Raw genomic sequence first — 21526 nt, forward strand, 5'->3', positions numbered from 1 at the left:
TTCCAGTGGGGATCGAGGCTCATGCGACATCCTGCCACCGCGCGGCGCGCCGGTCCATGACCCGCCGCCAGACCGGCGGCACGAGCGCCACGACGGCCATCACGGGCAGGCTGTGCGGCAGGACAGGCATGGTGTCGGGGGTGACTTCCAGCGCCGGGAAGGCGCGGGACGGCCGCATGTGATGATCCGAATGGCGCGGGGCGTTCAGCATCATGGCGCTGGAATACCACTTGGGCGCGTTCCAGCTATGCTGTGGCCCGACCGGTTCGGGCTTGCCGGTATCGAGGCGGCGGCGCAGGCCGTAGTGCTGCACGTAATCCGACAGCAAGAGCTGCCACTGGGCGTAGAGCGCGATGCCGACATGGGCCGCGACGCCCGGAAGCCCCGCGAGCGCAAAGGCACAGGCCAGCGCCACGGCGCCGCCGCCGACGTAATACAGGTAGGGATGGCGCCAGAGGGCGGGCGGCGGCACGGCGCGGTTGCGATGCCGGTTCTCGGCGCGCAACCCGGCGAGGAATTCCCCCTTGAGGACATGACCGCAGTAGCGCCAGAAGCCCATGCCGAGCGGGGCCGAGTTGGGGTCCGCGTCGGTGGCGGCGTGGACATGGTGCACCCGAAGATGGGCCGACACATGGTGGCCATGCAGCAGCGACACGTAGATCGCCGCCCCGATCCGCCGGGGCAGGCGGCTGCGCGCATGGATCAGCTCGTGGGCGTTGGAATTCGACACCTGGCCAAAGAACAGCCCGAGGCCTGCGAAGATCAGCAGCCTGTCCACGAGGTCGAGATGCGCCCCGGCCCCCAGCGCCCACACCCCCAGCGCCAGCAGCGGGAAATGCACCGCCGCCAGCAGAAGGCTCAGCGACCGGCCCGTGGCGGGGCTGACCTGCGCGCTCCGTGGCAGCTTGTCCATGAAGAACACGAAAACCGTGATCGACAGCACCGACACGACAGGCCAGGCGCCGCCGAACAGGCAGGCGAAGGTCAGGAGGCCCGCGGGCAACAGGCTGGCAAAGGCGTACCACATCATCGTTTGCGGCTCCGGTCCGGGTCCGGGGTTTCTTATAGGCGAATTGTGTTCCCGCCTAGACGCGTATTGGGGATTTCGACGCGCAAACCGTGTCGAAATCGTCGCTTTTCGATCGCGGCAGGCGGCGGGGTTTTGCTAGGGTCGGCGCAGCCCCGGCGGGGCACGGCAGAAGGGAATGCAACATGGCGCTGGACGATCACGCAAACACCGGGAACGACGGGCCGAGGAAAGGCGTCTGGAAGTCCGGCAAGGGCAAGGGGCGGCGCCACACCAAGGGGCGGCAACTGCTGGACGGGCCGTGGGAAGAGGTACGCGCCCTGCTGGGCGACCGTCCCCGCGACCGCGACCTGCTGATCGAATTCCTGCACCTGATCCAGGATGCTTTCGGCCACCTGTCGGCGGCCCATCTGCGTGCCCTCGCCGAAGAGATGCGGATCTCAATGGCGGAAGTCTACGAGGTCGCGACGTTCTACGCGCATTTCGACGTGGTGAAGGAGGGCGAGACTCCGCCCCCCCCCTGACCATCCGCGTGTGCGACAGCCTTTCGTGCGAACTGGCCGGGGCCCAGGCCCTGAAGACCGCGCTGCAAGACGGGCTCGACCCGGCGGAGGTCCGCGTGCTGCGGGCGCCCTGCATGGGCCGCTGCGACACCGCGCCGGTGCTGGAGATCGGCCATAACCACATCGACCACGCGACACCCGAGAAAGTCCAGGCGGCGATCGCCGCCGGGGACACCCACGCCCATGTGCCGTCCTACCAGGCCTTCGACGCCTACAGGGCGGAGGGCGGGTACGAAACCCTTGCAGACCTGCGGGCGAGTGGCGACTGGGAAGCGGTCCAGCAGAAAGTGCTGGACAGCGGGCTACGCGGCCTCGGTGGTGCCGGCTTCCCGTCGGGCAAGAAATGGGGCTTCGTGCGGGGCAACGCCGGGCCGCGATACATGGCCGTGAACGGTGACGAGGGCGAGCCGGGCACGTTCAAGGACCGCTGGTATCTCGAACGCGATCCGCACCATTTCCTCGAAGGGATGCTGATCGCCGCCTGGGCGGTCGAGGCCGAAAAGGTCTTTCTCTACATGCGCGACGAATATCCGGCCGTGCTGGAGATTCTCCGGCGCGAGATCGCCGCGATCGAGGCGGCGGGGATCGTCGAGACCGGCTACATCGACCTGCGGCGCGGGGCCGGCGCCTATATCTGCGGCGAGGAATCCGCGATGATCGAAAGCATCGAAGGCAAGCGCGGCATCCCGCGGCACCGGCCGCCCTACGTGGCGCAGGTCGGCATCTTCGACCGCCCGACACTGGTGCACAACGTCGAGACGTTGCACTGGGTGGCAAGGGTCTGCCGCGAGGGGCCCGAAGTCCTGAGCGGGACCGAAAGGAACGGGCGCAAGGGATTGCGCAGCTATTCCGTGTCGGGCCGCGTGGCGAAGCCGGGAATGTACCTGCTGCCGGCCGGCTCCACCATTACGGACATCATCGATGCCGCGGGCGGGATGGCCGAGGGACATGTGTTCAAGGCCTATCAGCCGGGGGGGCCGTCCTCGGGCCTGCTGCCCGCGTCGATGGACGACATCCCGCTCGATTTCGACACGCTGCAACCTCACGGGTCGTTCATTGGGTCGGCCGCGGTGGTGGTCCTTTCCAAAGCCGACAGCGCGCGTGCGGCGGCGTTGAACATGCTGCGCTTCTTCGAGGACGAAAGCTGCGGCCAGTGCACGCCCTGCCGTGTCGGATGCGAAAAGGCGGTCAAGCTGATGCAGGCGGACCGCTGGGACACCGAATTGCTGGAGGAACTCAGTACCGCGATGGTCGATGCCTCGATCTGCGGTCTGGGGCAGGCGGCGCCGAACCCGATCCGGATGGTGATGAAGCATTTCCCCGACGAGATCTGAGGCGTCCGATCCGGGGCAGGCGGCCGCTTTGCGACCTCCTGTCAGCCGAATCTTGCCTGTGCCCCGCGTCTTTCGGTTCCCTCGGGCATGGCGCGGTGCCAAAAGGGGCGCACCTGCCAGAGGAGAACGAGATGCGAGGTATGATCGGAGCCGTGCTGGCCGCCAGCGTGACCGTCTGTGGCTGTGCCGCCCCTTCGGCGGGCATCCTGCCGGGCCGGTACGAGGTTTTCGGCGTGGAAGAGGGCGACATGCTCAAACTGCGGGCGGGGCCGGGGACCGGGTTCGTCGAACTTCTGGGCATGCCCAACGGCACCGAAGTGGACGTCGGGCGCTGCGAATCGACGGGCGCGACCCGCTGGTGCGAGGTCACCCTCGCAGACGCGCGGGGCGCCACCGGCTACGCATCCTATGCCTACCTGCGGCGGAAGTAGCGGGCGCAGAGGCGACCGCCGGCGGCGTCAGCGGTCGGCCTTGTCCACGCCATAGGTCTGGAACAGCTTGCCCTGCAGCATGAAGAAACCGAACATCGCCACCGGCAGGCCGAACGTCTTGAAATAGACCCATGTCTCGGTGGAGAAGCTGCGCCAGATCACCTCGTTCGCGATGGCCAGCCCGATGAAGAAGTACATCAGCCGCCGGGTAAGCAGCATCCAGCCGCCATCCTGCAACGGCATAATCTCTTCCATGACGTATTTCAGGTAGGACTGCCCCCGCAGCAGCCCGACGGCAAGGATCCCGCCGAACAGGAGGTAGATCATCGTCGGCTTCATCTTGAAGAAACGGTCGTCGTTCAGCCAGACCGACAACCCGCCGAAGACCACCACGAGAACCACGGTGGCCACCTGCATGCGGTTGAGCCGGCCTGTCAGCGCCCACATGATCCCGGTCGCCGCAACCAGCAGCGGGATGAAAGCGGCGGTGACCACGATGAACCCGTCGTACTCCGTCCCGGCGATGGTGAAGGTTCGGTCCTTCAGCCTGAGGTACGCGATGAAGAACAGCAGGATCGGGCCGTACTCGAGGGCCGATTTCAGAAAGGGGTTCACTTCCCGGTGTGTCGCCATGTCGTCGCGCTCCTTTATCCGCCAAGTTCCACTATCACAGCGCCCGCCGCGATCAATGCCATCAGGGCCACGCGGCGCGGGCCGACCGTCTCCTTGAGAAAGACAACCCCGATCAGCGCCGCGAAGACCGTCGATGTCTCGCGCAGGACCGCGGCCTCGCCCACCTTGTCGAGCCGGGTCGCCATCATGATGGCACCGAAGCTGGCAAAGGCGACCAGTCCGCCGAACAGTCCGCGCAGCATCAGCGGCCCGACCTCGGGCGGGGCGGCCATCCGGCGCCAGCGCACCGCCGCGATGACCGGCATGACGACACCGTCGATCATGAAAAACCATGCAAGGAAGGTAAAGGGATTCTCGGTCGCGCGGATGCCGTAGGCGTCGAAGGTCGTGTAGAGCGCGACGAAAAGGCCCGTCAGCACCGCGAGACCCAGCGCGGCGTTCAGCGTGTCGCGCTGCGCCTCGAGCTTGCGCAGGTTGTAGACCGCTAGGCCGAAGATGCCCGACAGGAGCACCGCCACGCCCATCCACTGCACGCCCGTGAACCGTTCACCGAAGATCAGGTAAGCACCGATCACCGCGAACAGCGGCCCGGTGCCTCGCACGACCGGATAGACCACCGTGTAGGCACCCTTGGTATAGGCCCATGCCTGAAGCAGCTTGTAGCAGACATGGATCACCCATGCCCCGGCAAAGATGATCCACATGTGCGGCTCGGGCCATGGCACCACGAAAAGGGCAAAGGGTGCCGCCATCACGCAATAGCAGAAATCCACCGCGCCGCGCGTCATCCAGGGGTCGTGACGCCCTTTCTGCAGCGCGCCGAACACCGCGTGCAGGACCGCGGCGGACAGCGCCAGGACCAGCGCCAACTGGTGGCCCGCAGGGGTACCTTCGATGGCAAGCAGCCAGTCGCTCATTCACGCAACCTCGGAACCGGGGCCCGGCAGGGACTGTTGGTCAACAGAAGTTTCAAGCCAGGAACGCCCCGATGTTCGAGACCATCGCCGCCGATCTGACCAATTCGTTTTCCGCGACCCCCATGAGCGTCGCGGCCCTGCGCATGGGCATGGCGCTGCTGTTCGGCGCCATCATCGGGTTCGAACGCGAATGGCGGGCGAAGCCCGCGGGATTGCGCACGCACATGCTGATTTCACTGGCCGCCTGCGTCTTCATTCTTGTCGCCTTCGAGATCAGCGCGCTGGACTTCGGCGACGACGACACCCGGCGGGTCGATCCGCTGCGCCTGATCGAGGCCGTGACGGCCGGTGTGGCCTTTCTGGCCGCGGGCGCCATCTTCACCTCGGGCGGCAACGTCAAGAACCTGACCACCGGCGCCAGCATGTGGCTTGCGGGCGCGATCGGCCTGTGCTGCGGTGCCGGGCGCGTCCCGCTCGCCGCGCTGGCGACGGTGCTGGCCCTCCTGGTGCTCATTCTGCTGACCTGGGTCGAACGGCGGTCGCCGATGATGTCTGACGACCCGGACTGAAAATCATCTGTCGTAGCCAACCAGTGCATCCGCGAATTCCTGCGGGTCGAAAGGCGACAGGTCATCGATCTGCTCGCCCACCCCGATGGCATGGATGGGCAGGCCGAACTTGTCAGCCAGCGCGACCAGCACGCCCCCTTTTGCGGTGCCGTCGAGTTTCGTCATGACCAGACCCGAGACATCGGATATTTCCTGAAAGACCTTGACCTGGTTCAGCGCGTTCTGCCCGGTGGTGGCATCCAGCACCAGCAGCGTGTTGTGCGGCGCGGTCTCGTCCTTCTTGCGGATGACGCGCACGATCTTGGCGAGTTCCTCCATCAGGTCGCCGCGGTTCTGCAAGCGGCCCGCGGTGTCGATCAACAGCAGGTCGGCCCCGTCCGCCTGCGCCTTGGTCATCGCGTCGAAGGCGAGGCTTGCCGGGTCGGAGCCCTGTGCGGCCGTCAGCACGGGAACGCCGGCACGGTCGCCCCAGACCTGCAACTGTTCCACCGCCGCGGCGCGAAAGGTGTCTCCTGCCGCGATGACGACCTTCTTGCCCGCCGCGCGGAACTGGCTGGCGAGCTTGCCGATCGTCGTGGTCTTTCCCGATCCGTTCACGCCGACCACCAGCACCACCTGTGGGGTCTTGGGGTAGATCGGCAGGGGCCGCGCCACCGGGTCCATGATGCGACTGACCTCGTCGGCCATCAGCTGCTTGATCTCGACCACCGAAAGCTTCCGGCCGAAGCGCCCCTCGGCCATGTTCGCGGTGACGCGCAGGGCGGTATCCACGCCCATGTCCGCGGTGATCAGCAGTTCCTCGAGCTGTTCGAGCATGTCATCGTCCAGCACCCGGCGCACCACGTTCTTCTGGCTGGCGCCCCGGCCCATGATACGGCCCAGGAAACCGCCCTTGCGTGCCGGTTCCTCCACCGCGTCAGACAAATCCGGCGCGACGGAGGTCATCGTGGTGCGCAGCGGGGCGGGCGCGGCCTGCGGCGGAACGGGATCGGCGAGCGGCGTCACCTCCGGCGGCGTATCGCGCTGCGGCACCTCCTGCGGCGGGCTGGTGGGCGAGGGCAGCTCCTCCGGTGTCGGGTCCTGCGGTTGCGGTGCCTCGGGCGGCGGCGTCGGGTTCGGCTGCGGCTGCGGCGCGGGATCGGGACGCGGTGCGGGATCCGGCGCCGGAGTCTCCCGCGGATCGGGATCCGGGGCAGGATCGGGGCCCGGGTCCGGGACGGTTTCAGGCTCCGGCTCCGGAACTGTTTCAGGCTCCGTTTCCGGTACTTTTTCCGGCTCCGGCTCGGGGACCGGCTCCGGTTCGGGGGTGGGCTTTGGATCGGGTGCGACCGTCTTGATGTCGGGTTCGGCATCGGCGGCGGGCAGGGGGGCCGGTTCGCGGTCCACCGCCTCGGGGAGTGCGGCGGTGGCGGCGGCGGGGGCTTCCTCCATCACCTCGTCGACGCCGGCCGCTTCTTCCTCGCCGCCGTCGCTGACGATCGCTTCAAGTCCCTCGTCGATCTTGGAAGAGGACTTGAACAGCCGGTCTTTCAGCTTCTTGAAAAATGCCAAGGGGTATCTCCATTCCGGTTTCCATTGAAATATAGGCTACCTGGGCGGGATGGAAGGGCGCGGCGTGCAATTGACATGACAGCTGGCCCGTTCCACCAAGAGGGCATGACCCGTTGGCTGATCCTCGCTGTCGCATTGCTTGCGCCGCCCGTGCTGGCCGACGCGCCGGGGCGCATGTGCTCTTCGGGCAAATGGGGACACGTGGAATGCATCCGGTCGGCGCATTTCGTCTATGATACCTGCAACGCCATCCGGACATTCGCGGATCGTCATGACCTGAACCGCGATTTCTTTGCCCGGCTCATCTGGCAGGAAAGCCGGTTCGACCCCAACGCGCTGTCCCACGCGGATGCGCGCGGCATCGCGCAATTCATCCCGTCCACCGCCGCGCTGCGCGGGCTGAAAGACCCCTACAATCCGGCGGAGGCGCTGGAGCATTCCGCGCAATATCTGGCCGAAATGGTTGCACGCTACGGCAACGAAGGCATGGCCGCCGTGGGATACAACGGGGGCGAGCGGCGCGCCGAAGGCTTCCTGAAGGGCGGCGGGCTGGCCCCCGAAACCGTGCAATACGTTCCGATCGTCACCGGCCTTTCCGCAGAGACCTGGCGCGACGACCCGCCCAAGGCACATGACATGCGCCTGTCGAAAACGTCAGACTTCCTGCCCGCCTGCTACGAGATGGCGCGCAACAGGCGGATCACCGCGCTCGCGCGGCCCAAGGCGCGGGTGAAGCCGTGGGGCGTGCAGGTCGCCTTCGCCACCTCCGAAAAACTTGCGCGGGCGCGCGTGACGGAACGCACGGCAAGTTGCCGGGCCGCCGTGAAGGGCGAGACGACCGACCTCGTGTTCAAGAAGAACCGGGTGAGCGGGCGGAAGGGCTACTACTTTGCCCAGTTCGGCCGGAACCGGAGAGAGGATGCGCAAGCGCTGTGCGATGCCATGCGCCGCCAAAGCTGCATCTGCCTTGTCGTGCAGAATTGATCCGCGACCGAGGCCCCGAACCGGACGACTGAGACAGAGAGGCGGCTAGGGGCGCTTGTCCGCGTGCAGCGCGCGTCCCGCCTGCACGCCGGGGCGGGCGCCCATCAGATCGAGCCAGCGCGCCATGTGCGGCTTGTCATCCAGTGTCTGTTGCTGGCCTTCCCACAGCGAAGCCCAGCCCCAGATCGCGAAATCCGCGATCGACGGGAAATCGCCGGCAACATACTCGTTCCCCGCCAACTGACGATCCAGAACCCCGTAAAGCCGTGCGGTTTCCGCGCGGTAGCGGTCCTTGGCATAGGGAATGTCCTGTGGCGGATCCTGTCTGGGGGCGAACTTGAGGAAGTGGTGGGCCTGACCGGCCATCGGGCCAAGCCCGCCCATCTGCCACATCAGCCACTGGTCCACCGCGATGCGTTCCCGCTCGGTGCCGCCGCAGAATTGCCCGGTCTTGCGGGCGAGATACTGAAGGATCGCACCGGATTCGAATATGGAGACCGGCGCGCCGTCGGGGCCGTCCGGGTCCACGACTGCGGGCATCCGGTTGTTCGGCGCGATCTTCAGGAACGCCGGGTCGAACTGGTCGCCCGCGCTGATGTCCACCAGATGCGTGGTGTAGGGCAATCCCATCTCCTCCAGCGCGATGGAGATCTTCCATCCGTTCGGGGTGGGCCAGTAATAAAGGTCGATGGGGGCGGTCATGCCGGTTCTCCTGCCTGCGCGGCTCCATCATGCCGGTTTTGCAGCGAATGCCAAGGCGCGGCTCTTGACCTGCCGGTGGCCGCGCAGTAGCACAGCGGCGTGGTGATTTGTTACCGGATTGCGGGCCACGGCAGGCACAGCCTGTCAAAACCGCTAAAAGGTCGAGGAAAGACTCCTTTCGCTTGACCGCGTCTGGAGTTTTTTTGTGGCCCGCAGGCCAGGCCGAAAGGATACGAAAATGAGCAAAGACTGGCATCCCAGCACCCGCGCCATCCATGCGGGCACCCGCCGCAGCCAATACGGCGAGGTGAGCGAGGCGGTATTCCTGACGCAGGGCTTCGTCTATGACAGCGCCGAACAGGCCGAGGCGCGGTTCGAGGCGCTGGGCGAGGACGAATTCATCTATGCCCGCTACGGCAACCCGACAGTGCGCATGTTCGAGGACCGCATCGCCGACCTTCTGGGCTACGAGGATTGCTTTGCCTGCGCCTCCGGCATGGCCGCCGTCAGCGGAGCGCTGACCGCGTTGCTCAAGGCGGGGGATCACGTGGTCGCCGCCCGCGCGCTCTTCGGATCCTGCCTTTATGTGCTGGAAGACGTGCTTGGCCGCTTCGGGGTCGAGGTCACGTTGGTCGACGGCACCGACAATGCCGCCTGGGATGCGGCAATTCGTCCCGACACGCGCCTCGTGTTCTTCGAGAGCATCTCCAACCCCACGCTCGAAGTCGTCGACATGCGTCACGTGGTCAAGGCGGCACATGCGGTGGGCGCGATCGTCGTGGCGGACGATGCCATGGCGACCCCGGTATTTTCCTATGCCAAGGCCTGCGGCGCGGACATCGCCATCGTCTCGACCACCAAGCACGTGGACGGGCAGGGGCGGATGCTCGGCGGGGCGATCTGCGGGCCCCGCGACCTGATCCGGGGCCCGATCGAAGCCTACATGAAACACACGGGCGGCGCGATGAACCCCTTTGCCGCATGGACCCACCTCAAGGCGCTGGAAACCATGGGCCTGCGGGTGCGTGCACAGGCCCAGACCGCGCTGGCGCTGGCCGATGCGCTGGACGGGCACGACCGTATCGCAAGCGTCCGCTATCCGACCCACGCCGCCCATCCCCAGCAGGCGCTGGCACTGGCACAGGCCCCGGTGGGCGGCACCGTCATCGCCTTCGAGGTCAAGGGCGGCAAGGAAGCCTGTTTCAGGTTCCTCAACGCGCTCGAGATCATCACGATCTCGAACAACTTCGCCGATGCGAAGTCCATCGCGACCCACCCCGCCACCACGACGCATCAGCGGCTTGCGCAGGAACAGAAGGATGCGCTGGGCATCTCGCCCGGTCTGGTCCGGCTTTCCGCCGGGCTGGAGGATCCGGCCGACCTGATCGCCGATCTGGTGCAGGCGCTGACGGTCTGAGCCGCCAGCCGGTCGGGTTTGACCGCGCAGGATGCAAACTGTGACATATTCTCCTGTGGTAATCCGGGCGGGGCAACCTAAGTATCGGCTTGCAAGGACAATGGGAGCCTGAGCCATGAATGCGATCACGTCAGTAGAAAAGGCGCCGGAACGGTCGGACGCCGAAAAGGCACTTGAAACCCTGCTCGCCTGGGCCCGTTCGGCCAGCAAGGAAGAGGTGGCCGACCTCGACCCCTCGGTGTCGCGGCTTCTGTCGGACGCTCCGGAGTACCCCCAGTTTCGCCGGGACTATCCCGACGATTTCGCGGTTGGCGAGGTCTACAAGTCGTCCCTGCCGGACCTCCAGAACGGCCCGAGCAGCCTGATCCGGGGCGCGCGCCAGCAGATCCAGCACGTCGGCATATCCAACTTCCGCCTGCCGATCCGCTTTCACACTCGCGACAACGGCGATCTGACGCTTGAAACCTCCGTCACCGGCTCCGTCAGCCTCGAGGCCGACAAGAAGGGCATCAACATGTCGCGCATCATGCGCAGCTTCTACAAGCACGCCGAGGAGACCTTCAGCTTCGACGTGATCGAGAAGGCGCTGGACGACTACAAGACCGACCTCGAAAGCATGGACGCGCGTATCCAGATGCGGTTCTCCTTTCCCATGAAGATCGAGAGCCTGCGCTCTGGCCTGTCGGGCTACCAGTACTATGACGTCGCGCTCGAGCTGGTCGAAAAGGACGGGGTGCGGCGCAAGATGATCCACCTCGATTACGTCTATTCCAGCACCTGCCCCTGTTCGCTCGAGCTGAGCGAACACGCAAGAGCCACGCGCGGGCAGCTGGCGACACCGCATTCGCAACGCTCGGTGGCGCGGATTTCGGCCGTGATCGACTGCGCCAAGCAGTGCCTGTGGTTCGAAGACCTGATCGACGCCTGCCGGCGTGCGGTGCCGACCGAGACCCAGGTGATGGTCAAGCGCGAGGACGAACAGGCCTTCGCCGAACTGAACGCGGCCAACCCGATCTTCGTCGAGGACGCGGCACGTCTGTTCTGCCAGCAACTTCAGAAGGAACCGCGGGTGGGCGACTTTCGCGTGGTGGCCAGCCATCAGGAAAGCCTGCACTCGCACGATGCGATCTCGATCCTGACCGAAGGGCCGACTTTCGAAATGGCGAGCATCGATCCCAAGCTGTTCAATACGCTGTTCCACGTCGGCTGACATCGCGGCATGGCGCGGTCGGGGCCCGGTCTTCGGACCGGGCCTTTTGCGTGTCTGCGCGGCGCCCGCGCCAGCCTCCCGAAAGCCGTCCATGCTGCAGCGCAGAGACCTGCAGAACCGGCGCGGCGGCTATGCATTTTTGGTGGTACTCCCCGACACTTGGCAGGGCTATTTGGGGGTCAGGGAAGAGACCACAAGCACTAAGGCACTTTCAAATGACCTACCAGACCACCATGACAACAACCGGCTTCGGCGCTTCCGCACACGCGGTCCGGGCTCGGGTCGGTGCGTTCTTCAACACTCTCGGCAAGGCGATGGTCGCAAACTCCGCCGGTCAGCGCCGCGTCAACCAGGTTCTGGCCCTGCAGGCCAAGTCGGACGACGAACTGGCCGCGATGAAACTCAAGCGTGACAACATCGTCTATCACGTGTTCAAGGACCTCTACGCTTTCTGAAGCGCACCCTTTTTTCCAGATCAACGGCCCGGAGCCGTGCCGCCTCAAAAGCCGCACGCCGGGCCGTTTTCATGTCTGGCGGGGGTGTGCGCTTGACACCGCGATTGCCAGACGCCAACGCTGCCGCATGATGGATCTGCGCCCTGTCGGTTACGTTGTCGGCCTTCTCGTGGGGGTCATGGGGCTTGCCATGACCGTACCACTGCTGGTCGATCTGGCCGAAGACCGCGGCCATGTCTTCGTCTTCGTCGAGGCCGGATTGATCACCACGGCGGCGGGCGGACTGATGGCGCTGGCCTGTGCCAACGGGGTCAAGCAGGGGCTGACGATCCAGCAAACCTTTTTGCTGACCACGGGCGTCTGGGTGATGCTGCCGATCTTCGGGGCCCTGCCGTTCATGCTGGGCGCGACGCAGTCCAGTTTCACCAACGCGGTATTCGAGGCCATGTCGGGGCTGACCACCACCGGTGCCACAGTGCTCACCGGGCTGGACGACCTGCCCAAGGGGCTGTTGCTGTGGCGCGGCATCCTGCAGTGGCTGGGCGGCATCGGGATCATCATCGTCGCCATGGTGTTCCTGCCGGAACTCAAGGTCGGGGGCATGCAGATCTTCAAGTCCGAGGCCTTCGACACCTTCGGCAAGATCCTGCCCCGCGCCGGCCAGATCGCGACACAGATTTCCGTCATCTACCTCTGGCTCACGGTGGCCTGCGTGTTGAGCTACCTGGCGCTGGGCATGAACACCTTCGACGCCACGGTGCACGCGCTGACCACGATTTCCACCGGCGGGTTCGCGAACTACGACGCCTCCTTCGGGCGGTTCACCGGGGCGCCGGAGTACGTGGCCAGCCTTTTCATGATCCTCGCGGCACTCCCTTTCGTGCGCTACGTGCAGCTCATCAACGGCAATCCGCTGGCGCTGCACCGCGATCCGCAGGTGCGCGGCTTCGTCATGACGATCGGGGTGCTGGTGCTGGTCATGGTCCTGACATTGCAGCACGTCTTTCCCCACGACGTCGAACAGAGCTTTCGGGAGGCGTTGTTCAACATCACCTCGATCATCTCGGGCACCGGCTATGCCTCGGTCGACTACATGACCTGGGGGCCATTCGCGGTCGCGCTGTTCTTCTTCATCGGGCTGATCGGGGGCTGCGCGGGCTCCACGGCCTGCTCGATCAAGATCTTCCGCTACCAGCTTCTCTTTGCGTCGATCCGCGCCCAGCTTGGCCGGATCCGGTCGCCCCACGCCATTTTCACGCCCCGCTATGACGGGCGGCCCGTGGGCCCCGACGTGCTGTCGTCGGTCATGTCGTTCTTCATGTTCTTCGTGGTGACGCTGGGGCTGATTTCGGTCGCGCTCAGCATGACGGGGCTCGATTTCGTCACCTCGGTCTCGGGGGCGGGCGCTGCGCTGGCAAACATCGGCCCGGGGCTGGGCGACATCATCGGCCCGGCCGGCAATTTCAGCACCCTCAACGATACCGCCAAGTGGATCCTCGTCTTTGCCATGCTGCTGGGGCGGCTGGAACTGATGGTGGTCTATGTCCTGTTCACGATCAGTTTCTGGAGGGCCTGATGGCCGACACGACGCAAACGCGCCCCCTGGGCGCGCAGATTTCGCACATGCTCAAGGACAGGGGGGTCGATGTGATCTTCGGCATTCCGGGTGTGCATAATCAGGAAATGTACCGCGGGATCGAAGAGGCGGGCATCACGCACGTTCTGGCGCGCCACGAACAGGGCGCGGGTTTCATGGCCGACGGCTACGCGAGGGCCACGGGCAAGCCGGGTGTCGCCTATGTCATCACCGGGCCGGGACTGTGCAACATCATGACGCCGATGGGGCAGGCCTATTCCGACAGCGTTCCGATGCTGGTGATCTCCTCCTGCCTCGACGAGACAGCGGCGCGGCGCGGCCAACTTCACCAGATGAAGGACCAGCGCGCGGCGGCGGAGACCGTCTGCGACTGGTCGGAGGAGGCGCGCACGGCCAAGGCCGCCTATGCGCTGATCGACCGCGCGATGGCGGAATTCACCGCCAGCCGCCCGCGGCCCAAGCATCTGCAGGTGTCCATCGGCCTGCTGGAGGCCGAGGCCCCGGCCGCGCGCGCACCCCTGCGCCCGACGTCCCGCGCGACCGGAACGGCCGATGGGGTGGCGCAGGCGCTGGCCCTGCTCGAAGGGGCGCGAAGGCCGCTCTTCGTCTTCGGCGGCGGCGCGCAAGCGGGGGCCGAGCCGGCGCGCGCGCTCCTGCAGAGGCTCGGCGCGGCCAGCTTCACCACCTATGCCGGTCGTGGCATCGTGTCCCCCGACGCGCCGCTGCACTTCGGCAGCTATCTCTCTCGCCCGGACAGCGCCGATGTGGTCGCGAGGGCCGACGCGGTCATCGCCATCGGCACCGAGTTGGCGGAGGTCGACATCTGGCGTCCGGATCTGGGCCACGCCGGGCAGATGCTGCGCGTCGATCTCGATCCCGAAAGCCTGACCGATGCCGCCCGCGCCGACTGGCACGTGCAGGCGGACGCCGCCGCGTTCCTGTCCGATCTGCTGACCGCCCTCGACGGCAAAGCGGACCGTCACAGCGACTGGACGAGCGAAGAAGTCGCCAGCGCGCGGGGCAAATGGCGCCGCGACGTCGAGGCGGAGTATCCCGGCATCCCCGGCATCACCGATGCCCTGCGTGACTGCCTGCCCGACGGGACGATGGTCTATTCCGACATGACCCAGTTCGCCTATGCCGCGACCGAGGTCTGGGACATGGACCGTCCCGGCCACTGGCATCATCCCTACGGGTTCGGCACGCTGGGCTATGCGCTGCCCGCCGCCATCGGCGGTGCAGTGGCGCGGCGGGGGCAGCCCACCCTGGCGATTATGGGCGACTACGGCTTCCATTACACGATGGCTGAGCTGGGCGTGGCTGTGGAACTGGGCCTGAGCCTGCCGATCCTGTTGTGGGACAATGGCAAGCTGGGCGCCATCGAGGCCAGCATGGTCGGCGCACAGATCGCGCCGAACGCGGTGGTCGCGCGGAATCCGGATTTCCCCAGACTGGCCGAAGCCTTTGGCGCCCGCGCCGTGCGTCCATCGAGCCTGTCGGAGATGCAGCAGGAAGTGCGCTCGGCGTTCGATGCTGATGGTCCGACGCTGATCTACGTGACGCCCGACTTGGCGCGCTGAGCCGCTTTTCAGGGCAACCGGCCGGATCCCGTGGGGTTTCCGGCCCTGTCGGCCGTGTCAGTCCCAGCAGCTCACGAGAACGGTCATGCCCTGCGCGGCAAGGCGCAGGTCGCGCGGGGCGATCGTGCCGGAACGGTCGCTCGCCTCCAGCGTCAACCCGGCGCCGCTGGCCAGTTCCGCGATCACGGCCGCATCGACGGCGAAACTGACGTCCTCCGGCAGTTCCCGCGCCCCGGTGGCGCGGGGCAGGAGCATGCCCATCACGTTGCCGCTGGCATCGAAGACGGGCCCGCCCGCATCGCCGGCCTGCGCGCCGAGGGACAGGCGCTTGACGCTTTCCTCGCCCTGCAGGCCGCGCACGTCCGACAGGGTGCCGAAGGTCAGTGTCGCCGCCGACAGGACCCCTTCGTAGGAGAAGCCCGCAACGGACACCTCTGACTGGAGCCGCGGCGCCTGGACCCCGAATTCCGCCACCGCAAGGGGTGCCAGCGCCTCGCGCGGGCGCAGCAGGGCCACGCCGCTGGCGCTGTCGACGGCGATCACGTCGGCTTCGGTATCGCCGTCGATGGTCAGGCGACCGCAGCCTTGCACCGCTTCGGATGTGGTGGCGACGGCCCCGTCTGCGTCCACGAAGAAGCCGGAGCGCGCGATGCGGGGCTGGCGCACCTGCAGGCCGGCCACGAGGTCCACGGCCTGTTCCTCTCCCGCGCCTTCCGCCGGATCAAGCACGCCGGGCAGGCGGCGCAGGCTCTTGGACATCTCGGCGATCACGCGGCGGCGGCGTTCCTCGTCGCCGGCGGGCCAGATCAGGGTAAAGCCTTTGATCTGTCCGTTCTCGAGCGACACCTGCGTCTGGCTGATGATGCTGCCGTTCTCGCCGATCAGTTCGAACGAGGTGCTGCTGCGCTCGCGCGGGCCATTCAGCGGCACGATCTCGAGGGTCTGCATGATGTCGTAGAGGCCGAACAGCGTATCCTGGTCGCCCTCCTGGCTGATCAGCAGCACCCGCGCCCCGATGTCGCCGATGCTGTTGTACTGCGCAAAGGGCGGTTCGTATTCGGACAGCGCCACTTCTGCCGTGGGCATCACGATCTCGATCCCGGCCTTGTCGTCCCGCACGGTCTGCAGGCCCAGGCCGTCCAGCACCGCGTTGTATTGCTTGAGCAGCGCCGCGCGCTGCAGCGTGGTCAGCACGCCGGTCACCTCGAAACCGTTGGCCTCCTGCCATGCGGCCATGGAATTTCGCGTGCCCCTGCCGAAGGCACCGTCGATGGCCGCGTCGTAGAAGCCTGCCCACTGCAACGCGATCTGCAGGTCGCGGCGTTCCTGCCCGTCCAGCAGGCGTTCGGACTGGCGTGCCTCCTGCACCGTTTCGTCGGCGGGCTCGGGTTCGGGGGCGGGCGCCTCGGCAAGCGGTTCATCCTGCGGGGCCGCCTCGGCGGGGTCTTCCGCCGGCGTGGTTGCGACAGAGGCGGGCGGTTCGATCACGCCGTTGTTCAGCACGTTGGCGCCGATGGGCCAGAACTGCTGGCGAAACCGGATGCTGAGCTGGATGAAGCTGTCGCGCGGCACCAGACCGTCACGGACGTAGCTGCGCAGCACCTCTTCCGCGTCCGCACGCCGGTACGGGCCGACGGCAATGCCGTACCAGCCCCCGCCAAGGGCAAAGCCGTTCACGTCTTCCAGCAGGGAGGCATAGGCGCGCGCCCGGTCCGTGGCTGCGGCAAGGCTCGGCTGCGCCTCGATCTGGACCCAGACGATCTCGTCCGCGGCCTGTGCGAATGTGGGGCTGGACATGGGCGGAGAGAAGACCAGGGTTGCGGCGCAAAAAGCCAGAACAAGACGGATCATCGTGGGGCGTACTTTCACTGAATCGAAATCCGGCGCAGATAAGCAGGAAACCGCCACGATTGCCATGGCTTATGGCCCGGATTTAATCACAATGCCGCAATTGACGCCTTGCGGCGACAGCCGTAGGTAGGGCGCGCACACCAGGAGGTCCTTCAGATGTCCCGAAATCCCGACGCGCCGCGTTCCTTCCAGGCCATCATCCTTGCCCTTCAGGCCTACTGGGCCCGGCAGGGCTGCGCGGTGTTGCAGCCCTATGACATGGAGGTCGGTGCCGGCACGTTCCACCCGGCCACCACGCTGCGCAGCCTCGGCACGCAGCCCTGGACAGCCGCCTATGTCCAACCCTCGCGCCGCCCCACGGACGGCCGCTACGGCGAGAACCCGAACCGCCTGCAGCATTATTACCAGTACCAGGTCCTAATCAAACCCAGCCCGCCGAATTTGCAGGAGCTTTATCTGGGATCGCTCGAGGCGATCGGGATCAACATGGATCTGCACGACATCCGATTTGTCGAGGACGACTGGGAAAGCCCGACGCTGGGCGCATGGGGGCTGGGCTGGGAAGTCTGGTGCGACGGCATGGAAGTCAGCCAGTTCACGTATTTCCAGCAGGTCGGCGGCCACGACTGCCACCCCGTCTCGGGCGAACTGACCTACGGGCTGGAGCGGCTGGCGATGTACGTGCTTGGTGTCGATCACGTGATGGACATGCCGTTCAACGATCCCGACGCGCCGATCCCGCTGAAATACGCCGATGTCTTTCGCCAGACGGAAGAGGAATACGCGCGCTGGAACTTCGACACCGCCAATACCGAGGTGCTGCTGCGCCAGTTCGAAGAGGCCGAAGCCCACTGCAAGCACATCCTCGACCAGCCGGCCGAGGATCCCAAGACCGGCAAGCGTATCGTCATGGCGCATCCGGCCTATGACCAGTGCATCAAGGCGAGCCACATGTTCAACCTGCTGGACGCACGCGGCGTGATCTCGGTTACGGAACGCCAGGCCTATATCGGGCGGGTGAGGGCGCTGGCCAAGATGTGCGCGGACGCCTTCGTGCAGACCCGTGCCGGCGGCTGGACCGGGGACGCGGCGTGAGCGGCAAGATCATAGGAATCGTCATCTTGGTATCTGCTCTGGTCGCGGGCGCGGCGCTCTATTACCTGCAGGTCTACGGCTACTACGACGAGGTGCGTCAGGAGAGCGTGGCCCTTGTTTCGCTGAACTCGGGCCAGTCCGAGGAAATCCCCGCGGACGGCATCACCGCGATCGACGCGGACAGCTCGCCCATCCGGTTCCGGGCCTGTTTCACCACGCCGCTGAGCCTCGCCTTCCTGACCGAAAGCTACGAGATGGTGCCCGATGCCACGCCCCGCAACGCGCCCGGCTGGTTCTCCTGCTTCGACGCGGAGGCGATCGGCACCGCGCTAGACGCGGGGGGCGCGCTCGCCTTCATGGGACAGAAGAACGTCGCTTACGGCGTGGACCGGATCGTCGCCATTACCGAGGACGGGCGCGGCTACATCTGGCACGAACTCAACGACTGCGGCGAGAAGGCCTATGACGGCACCGTCGTGGGCGAGGAATGCCCGCCGCGCCCGGAGACAGCCGCGGACTGAGCGCGCAATTACCGGATTTGCTGGAACCATATGCCGGGCTCGTGCGCTCTGCCCTTCATGGGGAGGCGCTGCACATGGCGGACAAGTCACACGAAGGTCTGAAATGGGTGATGCGCGCGGGCTACGGTGCGCGGGCCATGATCTACGCGACGATAGGGGTGCTGGCCATCATCGCCGCCTTCACCTCGGTCGAGGCGTCGGGCACCGAGGATTCCCTCCAGACACTTCGCGCGCAGCCCTACGGTGTCGTCGCACTCTGGATGATCGGCATCGGCCTTCTGGGCTACATGGTCTGGCGCGTCATCGCGGGCATCGCGGACGTCGAGGATCATGGCACCGATGCCAAGGGGATCGTCGCGCGGGGCGGTCAGGTGGCTACTGGCCTGATCCACGCGGGTATCGGCGTGTCGGTGCTGTCGCTCGCCATGGGCAACGGCGGATCGGGCGGCGACAGCACGCAGGACTGGACGGCCAAGCTCATGAGCATGCCGATGGGCCGCTACATCGTGGCCGTGGGCGCGCTCGTGCTGCTGGGGGCCGGCATCTACTATTGCTACAAGGGGTGGAGCGGGAAGTACAAGGAACACCTCGCCGCCTCGACCTTCACCACGAGGTTCGATCCGGCGATCAAGGGTGGCCTGATCGTCTACGGGATCCTGCTGTCGCTCGTGGCGCTGTCTATCGGCATCGCGGCCCTCAACGCCGATCCGTCGCAGGCCGGCGGACTGGGCAAGGCGTTGCACACGTTGCGGACGCAGCCCTACGGGCCGGTTCTTCTGGGGATCGCCGGCGTGGGCCTGCTGGGTTTCGCGCTCTACAACGTCGTTGAAGCCGTGTTTCGTATCGTGCCCAAGGTCGAAGGCCCGGACGTGGAAACGCTGGCAAAAGCGGCCACAGGCTGACGGCTGGGTCTGGACGGCAGGGAGCGCGACAGTTATCCCTCCGCCACGTTCCCAACCAAAGTGTGACCCGTGCCAGACCTGCTGATCGAACTCTTCTCGGAAGAAATTCCCGCCCGCATGCAAAGCCGCGCCGCCGCCGACCTGCAGAAGCTGGTAACAGACGGTCTGGTCGAAGCGGGTCTGACCTATGCGCATGCCGCCGCCTTTTCCACGCCCCGCCGCCTGACCCTCGCGCTGGAGGGGATGCTCGCCGCCAGCCCGCGCACCGTCGAGGAACGCAAGGGCCCCAAGGCGGATGCCCCCGAAAAGGCGATCGAAGGGTTCCTGCGCGGCGCCGGCGTCAGCCGGGACGCGCTGGAGGAACGCGAGACCCCGAAGGGCACGATCCTGTTCGCACGTATCGAAAAGCCGGGGCGCCCGGCGGCGGAGATCGTCGCCGAGGTGCTGGAACGCACGATCCGCACCTTTCCTTGGCCGAAGTCGATGCGCTGGGGCAACGGGACGCTGAAATGGGTGCGTCCGCTGCACTCCATCATCTGCCTCATCTCGGACGAGAGCGGGGCCGAGGTGGTGCCGCTCGACATTGACGGCATCCGGGCGGGCGACAGCACCCGGGGGCACCGCTTCATGGCGCCCGACAGCTTTGCCGTCACCGGGTTCGAGGATTATGAGGCCAAGCTGGCGCGGGCCTGCGTCACGCTCGACCCGCAGGCCCGGGCGGATACCATCTGGCACGACGCGACGAACCTCGCCTTCGCCGCCGGGATGGAAGTGGTCGAAGACGCGGGACTGCTCGCCGAGGTCGCGGGCCTCGTGGAATGGCCCGTGGTCCTGATGGGCCCCATCGCCCCCGATTTCCTCGACCTGCCGCCCGAGGTGCTGCAGACCTCCATGCGCGAGCATCAGAAGTTCTTTTCCGTGAAGAATCCCAAGACGGGCCGGATCGAGAAGTTCATCACCGTCGCCAACCGCACGACCGCGGACGAGGGTGCGACGATCCTCGCGGGCAATGAGAAGGTGCTTTCCGCGCGCCTGTCGGACGCGAAATTCTTCTGGGAAAACGACCTGCGCGTGGCGACGTCCGAAAAGGGCATGGAGACGTGGGTCGACGCGCTGCGCGACGTCACCTTCCACAACAAGCTGGGCACGCAGGCCGAACTGATCGACCGGATGGCGGCACTCGCGCGCGAGATCGCCCCGATGGTCGGCGCCGATCCCGACCGCGCCGAACAGGCCGCCCGCGTGGCCAAGGCGGATCTGTCGTCCGAGATGGTCTACGAATTCCCCGAACTTCAGGGCCTGATGGGCCGCTACTACGCCGAAGCCGCCGGGCTGCCGGCCGATGTCGCTGCCGCCGCGCAGGAGCATTACGCGCCCTTGGGGCCGTCCGACCAGGTGCCGACCGCGCCCGTCTCCATCGCCGTGGCGCTGGCCGAGAAAATCGACAAGCTGACCGGCTTCTGGGCCATCGACGAGAAGCCCACCGGGAGCAAGGATCCCTTTGCGCTGAGGCGGGCGGCGTTGGGGGTTATTCGGATATTGGTGGAGAATGATATTGGTCTTGCTTTGGCCGACCTGTTTCGTGCGAGTGGCAAAATGCATGCTTGGGAAGAAGGCAATGAGTACGGCGCAGCACTGACTGACCTCCTCGCCTTCCTCCACGACCGCCTCAAGGTCTACCTGCGCGACCAGAGCATCCGCCACGACATCATCGACGCCTGCATCGCGATGGAGGGCAGCGACGACCTGACCCTTCTCGTCAAACGTGCCCGTGCGCTGAACGAGACGCTGAAAACCGATGACGGCGAGAACCTGATCCAGGGCTTCAAGCGCGCCAACAACATCCTCACGCAGGCGGAGGAGGCCGATGGCGTCGAATACTCCTTCGGAGCCGACCGCAAGTTCACCGAGACGGAGGAGGAGCGCGCGCTTTTCGACGCGCTCGACGCTGCCGAGGCGCGGATCGGCATCGCGATGGAGACGCAGGACTTCGCCACCGCCATGGCCGCGATGGCAGAGCTGCGTGGCCCCATCGACGCCTTCTTCGAAGCGGTGCAGGTGAACTCGGACAATGGCACGATCCGGCGCAACCGTCTGAACCTGCTGAGCCGGATCCGCACCACCTGCACGTCGGTCGCCGATCTGACCCGGCTCGAAGGCTGATCGTGGCCTTGTCCCGCGGCCGGA

The 21526-nt window shown here is 66.2% G+C and carries 19 protein-coding genes and 1 pseudogene; 14 read left to right on the forward strand and 6 right to left on the reverse strand.

Going from position 1 to position 21526, the window contains the following annotated elements; genetic code table 11:
* Positions 1-19 precede the first annotated feature (19 nt).
* A complete protein-coding gene (locus tag BOO69_RS05920; protein WP_071971178.1) occupies positions 20-1030 on the reverse strand; it encodes an alkane 1-monooxygenase in 1011 nt (336 codons plus the stop codon).
* A 182-nt stretch (positions 1031-1212) separates the two neighbouring features.
* Between BOO69_RS05920 and BOO69_RS05925 the strand changes: the two are divergent.
* Positions 1213-2924 (forward strand): annotated as a pseudogene (locus tag BOO69_RS05925) (NAD(P)H-dependent oxidoreductase subunit E).
* A gap of 131 nt (positions 2925-3055) precedes the next feature.
* Positions 3056-3355: an SH3 domain-containing protein gene (locus BOO69_RS05930; protein WP_071971180.1), complete on the forward strand. Its 300-nt coding sequence runs from the start codon at positions 3056-3058 to the stop codon at positions 3353-3355.
* Between the two features lie 27 nt (positions 3356-3382).
* On the opposite strand, the gene BOO69_RS05935 is transcribed toward BOO69_RS05930, so the two are convergent.
* Both BOO69_RS05935 and BOO69_RS05940 read right to left on the reverse strand, forming a co-directional pair.
* Positions 3383-3988: an inner membrane-spanning protein YciB gene (locus tag BOO69_RS05935; RefSeq protein ID WP_071971182.1), complete on the reverse strand. Its 606-nt coding sequence runs from the start codon at positions 3986-3988 to the stop codon at positions 3383-3385.
* Positions 3989-4002: 14 nt separating this feature from the next.
* Complete coding sequence (locus tag BOO69_RS05940) at positions 4003-4905, reverse strand: DMT family transporter (RefSeq protein WP_071971184.1); 903 nt, start codon at positions 4903-4905, stop codon at positions 4003-4005.
* A 71-nt stretch (positions 4906-4976) separates the two neighbouring features.
* Here BOO69_RS05940 and BOO69_RS05945 point away from each other — a divergent pair, with 71 nt between their 5' ends.
* On the forward strand, positions 4977-5474 hold the full coding sequence (locus tag BOO69_RS05945; RefSeq protein ID WP_071971186.1) for an MgtC/SapB family protein: 498 nt from the start codon (positions 4977-4979) through the stop codon (positions 5472-5474).
* A gap of 3 nt (positions 5475-5477) precedes the next feature.
* On the opposite strand, the gene ftsY is transcribed toward BOO69_RS05945, so the two are convergent.
* A complete protein-coding gene (ftsY, locus tag BOO69_RS05950; protein ID WP_071971188.1) occupies positions 5478-7025 on the reverse strand; it encodes a signal recognition particle-docking protein FtsY in 1548 nt (515 codons plus the stop codon).
* Positions 7026-7130: 105 nt separating this feature from the next.
* On the opposite strand from ftsY, the gene BOO69_RS05955 reads away from it, so the two are divergent.
* A complete protein-coding gene (locus BOO69_RS05955; protein WP_071971190.1) occupies positions 7131-8009 on the forward strand; it encodes a lytic transglycosylase domain-containing protein in 879 nt (292 codons plus the stop codon).
* 45 nt (positions 8010-8054) lie between these two features.
* Here BOO69_RS05955 and BOO69_RS05960 read toward each other — a convergent pair whose 3' ends face one another.
* The gene (locus BOO69_RS05960) at positions 8055-8711 is read right to left on the reverse strand and encodes a glutathione S-transferase N-terminal domain-containing protein (protein WP_071971192.1); all 657 of its coding nucleotides are present in this window, start codon (positions 8709-8711) and stop codon (positions 8055-8057) included.
* A 238-nt stretch (positions 8712-8949) separates the two neighbouring features.
* Between BOO69_RS05960 and BOO69_RS05965 the strand changes: the two genes are divergently transcribed.
* From BOO69_RS05965 to BOO69_RS05985, 5 genes are all read left to right on the forward strand, one after another.
* On the forward strand, positions 8950-10128 hold the full coding sequence (locus tag BOO69_RS05965; RefSeq protein WP_071971193.1) for an aminotransferase class V-fold PLP-dependent enzyme: 1179 nt from the start codon (positions 8950-8952) through the stop codon (positions 10126-10128).
* A gap of 115 nt (positions 10129-10243) precedes the next feature.
* Positions 10244-11338: a GTP cyclohydrolase FolE2 gene (gene folE2 / locus BOO69_RS05970; protein ID WP_071971195.1), complete on the forward strand. Its 1095-nt coding sequence runs from the start codon at positions 10244-10246 to the stop codon at positions 11336-11338.
* A gap of 215 nt (positions 11339-11553) precedes the next feature.
* On the forward strand, positions 11554-11793 hold the full coding sequence (locus tag BOO69_RS05975; RefSeq protein ID WP_071971197.1) for a hypothetical protein: 240 nt from the start codon (positions 11554-11556) through the stop codon (positions 11791-11793).
* Between the two features lie 127 nt (positions 11794-11920).
* On the forward strand, positions 11921-13369 hold the full coding sequence (locus BOO69_RS05980) for a TrkH family potassium uptake protein (RefSeq protein WP_071971199.1): 1449 nt from the start codon (positions 11921-11923) through the stop codon (positions 13367-13369).
* Entirely contained in the window at positions 13369-14970 is a 1602-nt protein-coding gene (locus BOO69_RS05985) for a 5-guanidino-2-oxopentanoate decarboxylase (protein ID WP_071971200.1), read from the forward strand. The genes BOO69_RS05980 and BOO69_RS05985 overlap by 1 nt, the downstream gene beginning before the upstream one ends.
* 57 nt (positions 14971-15027) lie before the next feature.
* On the opposite strand, the gene BOO69_RS05990 is transcribed toward BOO69_RS05985, so the two are convergent.
* Positions 15028-16821, reverse strand: coding sequence for a serine protease (locus tag BOO69_RS05990; RefSeq protein ID WP_071971202.1), 1794 nt, complete (start codon positions 16819-16821; stop codon positions 15028-15030).
* On the opposite strand from BOO69_RS05990, the gene BOO69_RS23205 reads away from it, so the two are divergent.
* The 5 genes from BOO69_RS23205 to glyS all read left to right on the forward strand — a co-directional run bounded on the left by BOO69_RS23205 (position 16766) and on the right by glyS (position 21502).
* Positions 16766-16951: a hypothetical protein gene (locus tag BOO69_RS23205; protein ID WP_172839471.1), complete on the forward strand. Its 186-nt coding sequence runs from the start codon at positions 16766-16768 to the stop codon at positions 16949-16951. The genes BOO69_RS05990 and BOO69_RS23205 overlap by 56 nt on opposite strands.
* 26 nt (positions 16952-16977) lie before the next feature.
* Positions 16978-17916 (forward strand): glycine--tRNA ligase subunit alpha, encoded by a 939-nt coding sequence (locus tag BOO69_RS05995; RefSeq protein ID WP_071971204.1) that lies wholly within the window; start codon positions 16978-16980, stop codon positions 17914-17916.
* A complete protein-coding gene (locus BOO69_RS06000) occupies positions 17913-18437 on the forward strand; it encodes a DUF6446 family protein (protein WP_071971206.1) in 525 nt (174 codons plus the stop codon). Before BOO69_RS05995 ends, BOO69_RS06000 begins: the two co-directional genes overlap by 4 nt.
* 74 nt (positions 18438-18511) lie before the next feature.
* Positions 18512-19339, forward strand: coding sequence for a DUF1206 domain-containing protein (locus BOO69_RS06005; protein ID WP_237267576.1), 828 nt, complete (start codon positions 18512-18514; stop codon positions 19337-19339).
* A gap of 69 nt (positions 19340-19408) precedes the next feature.
* Positions 19409-21502 carry a glycine--tRNA ligase subunit beta gene (gene glyS / locus BOO69_RS06010; RefSeq protein WP_071971208.1) on the forward strand — a complete coding sequence of 698 codons (2094 nt, stop codon included), beginning with the start codon at positions 19409-19411 and terminating at the stop codon, positions 21500-21502.
* Positions 21503-21526: the final 24 nt, after the last annotated feature.

Source organism: Sulfitobacter alexandrii (genome assembly GCF_001886735.1).
In the GTDB taxonomy this organism is placed as follows: domain Bacteria; phylum Pseudomonadota; class Alphaproteobacteria; order Rhodobacterales; family Rhodobacteraceae; genus Sulfitobacter; species Sulfitobacter alexandrii.

Coding starts and splice junctions, on each gene's coding strand:
- BOO69_RS05965 (WP_071971193.1), top strand. CDS start 8,950: ATGAGCAAAGACTGGCATCCCAGCACCCGCGCCATCCATGCGGGCACC.
- BOO69_RS05990 (WP_071971202.1), bottom strand. CDS start 16,821: ATGATCCGTCTTGTTCTGGCTTTTTGCGCCGCAACCCTGGTCTTCTCT.
- BOO69_RS06005 (WP_237267576.1), top strand. CDS start 18,512: ATGGCGGACAAGTCACACGAAGGTCTGAAATGGGTGATGCGCGCGGGC.
- BOO69_RS23205 (WP_172839471.1), top strand. CDS start 16,766: ATGGGCGGAGAGAAGACCAGGGTTGCGGCGCAAAAAGCCAGAACAAGA.
- folE2 (WP_071971195.1), top strand. CDS start 10,244: ATGAATGCGATCACGTCAGTAGAAAAGGCGCCGGAACGGTCGGACGCC.
- BOO69_RS05995 (WP_071971204.1), top strand. CDS start 16,978: ATGTCCCGAAATCCCGACGCGCCGCGTTCCTTCCAGGCCATCATCCTT.
- BOO69_RS05985 (WP_071971200.1), top strand. CDS start 13,369: ATGGCCGACACGACGCAAACGCGCCCCCTGGGCGCGCAGATTTCGCAC.
- BOO69_RS05920 (WP_071971178.1), bottom strand. CDS start 1,030: ATGATGTGGTACGCCTTTGCCAGCCTGTTGCCCGCGGGCCTCCTGACC.
- BOO69_RS05980 (WP_071971199.1), top strand. CDS start 11,921: ATGATGGATCTGCGCCCTGTCGGTTACGTTGTCGGCCTTCTCGTGGGG.
- BOO69_RS05945 (WP_071971186.1), top strand. CDS start 4,977: ATGTTCGAGACCATCGCCGCCGATCTGACCAATTCGTTTTCCGCGACC.
- BOO69_RS05930 (WP_071971180.1), top strand. CDS start 3,056: ATGCGAGGTATGATCGGAGCCGTGCTGGCCGCCAGCGTGACCGTCTGT.
- BOO69_RS05935 (WP_071971182.1), bottom strand. CDS start 3,988: ATGGCGACACACCGGGAAGTGAACCCCTTTCTGAAATCGGCCCTCGAG.
- BOO69_RS05960 (WP_071971192.1), bottom strand. CDS start 8,711: ATGACCGCCCCCATCGACCTTTATTACTGGCCCACCCCGAACGGATGG.
- BOO69_RS05975 (WP_071971197.1), top strand. CDS start 11,554: ATGACCTACCAGACCACCATGACAACAACCGGCTTCGGCGCTTCCGCA.
- BOO69_RS05955 (WP_071971190.1), top strand. CDS start 7,131: ATGACCCGTTGGCTGATCCTCGCTGTCGCATTGCTTGCGCCGCCCGTG.
- BOO69_RS05940 (WP_071971184.1), bottom strand. CDS start 4,905: ATGAGCGACTGGCTGCTTGCCATCGAAGGTACCCCTGCGGGCCACCAG.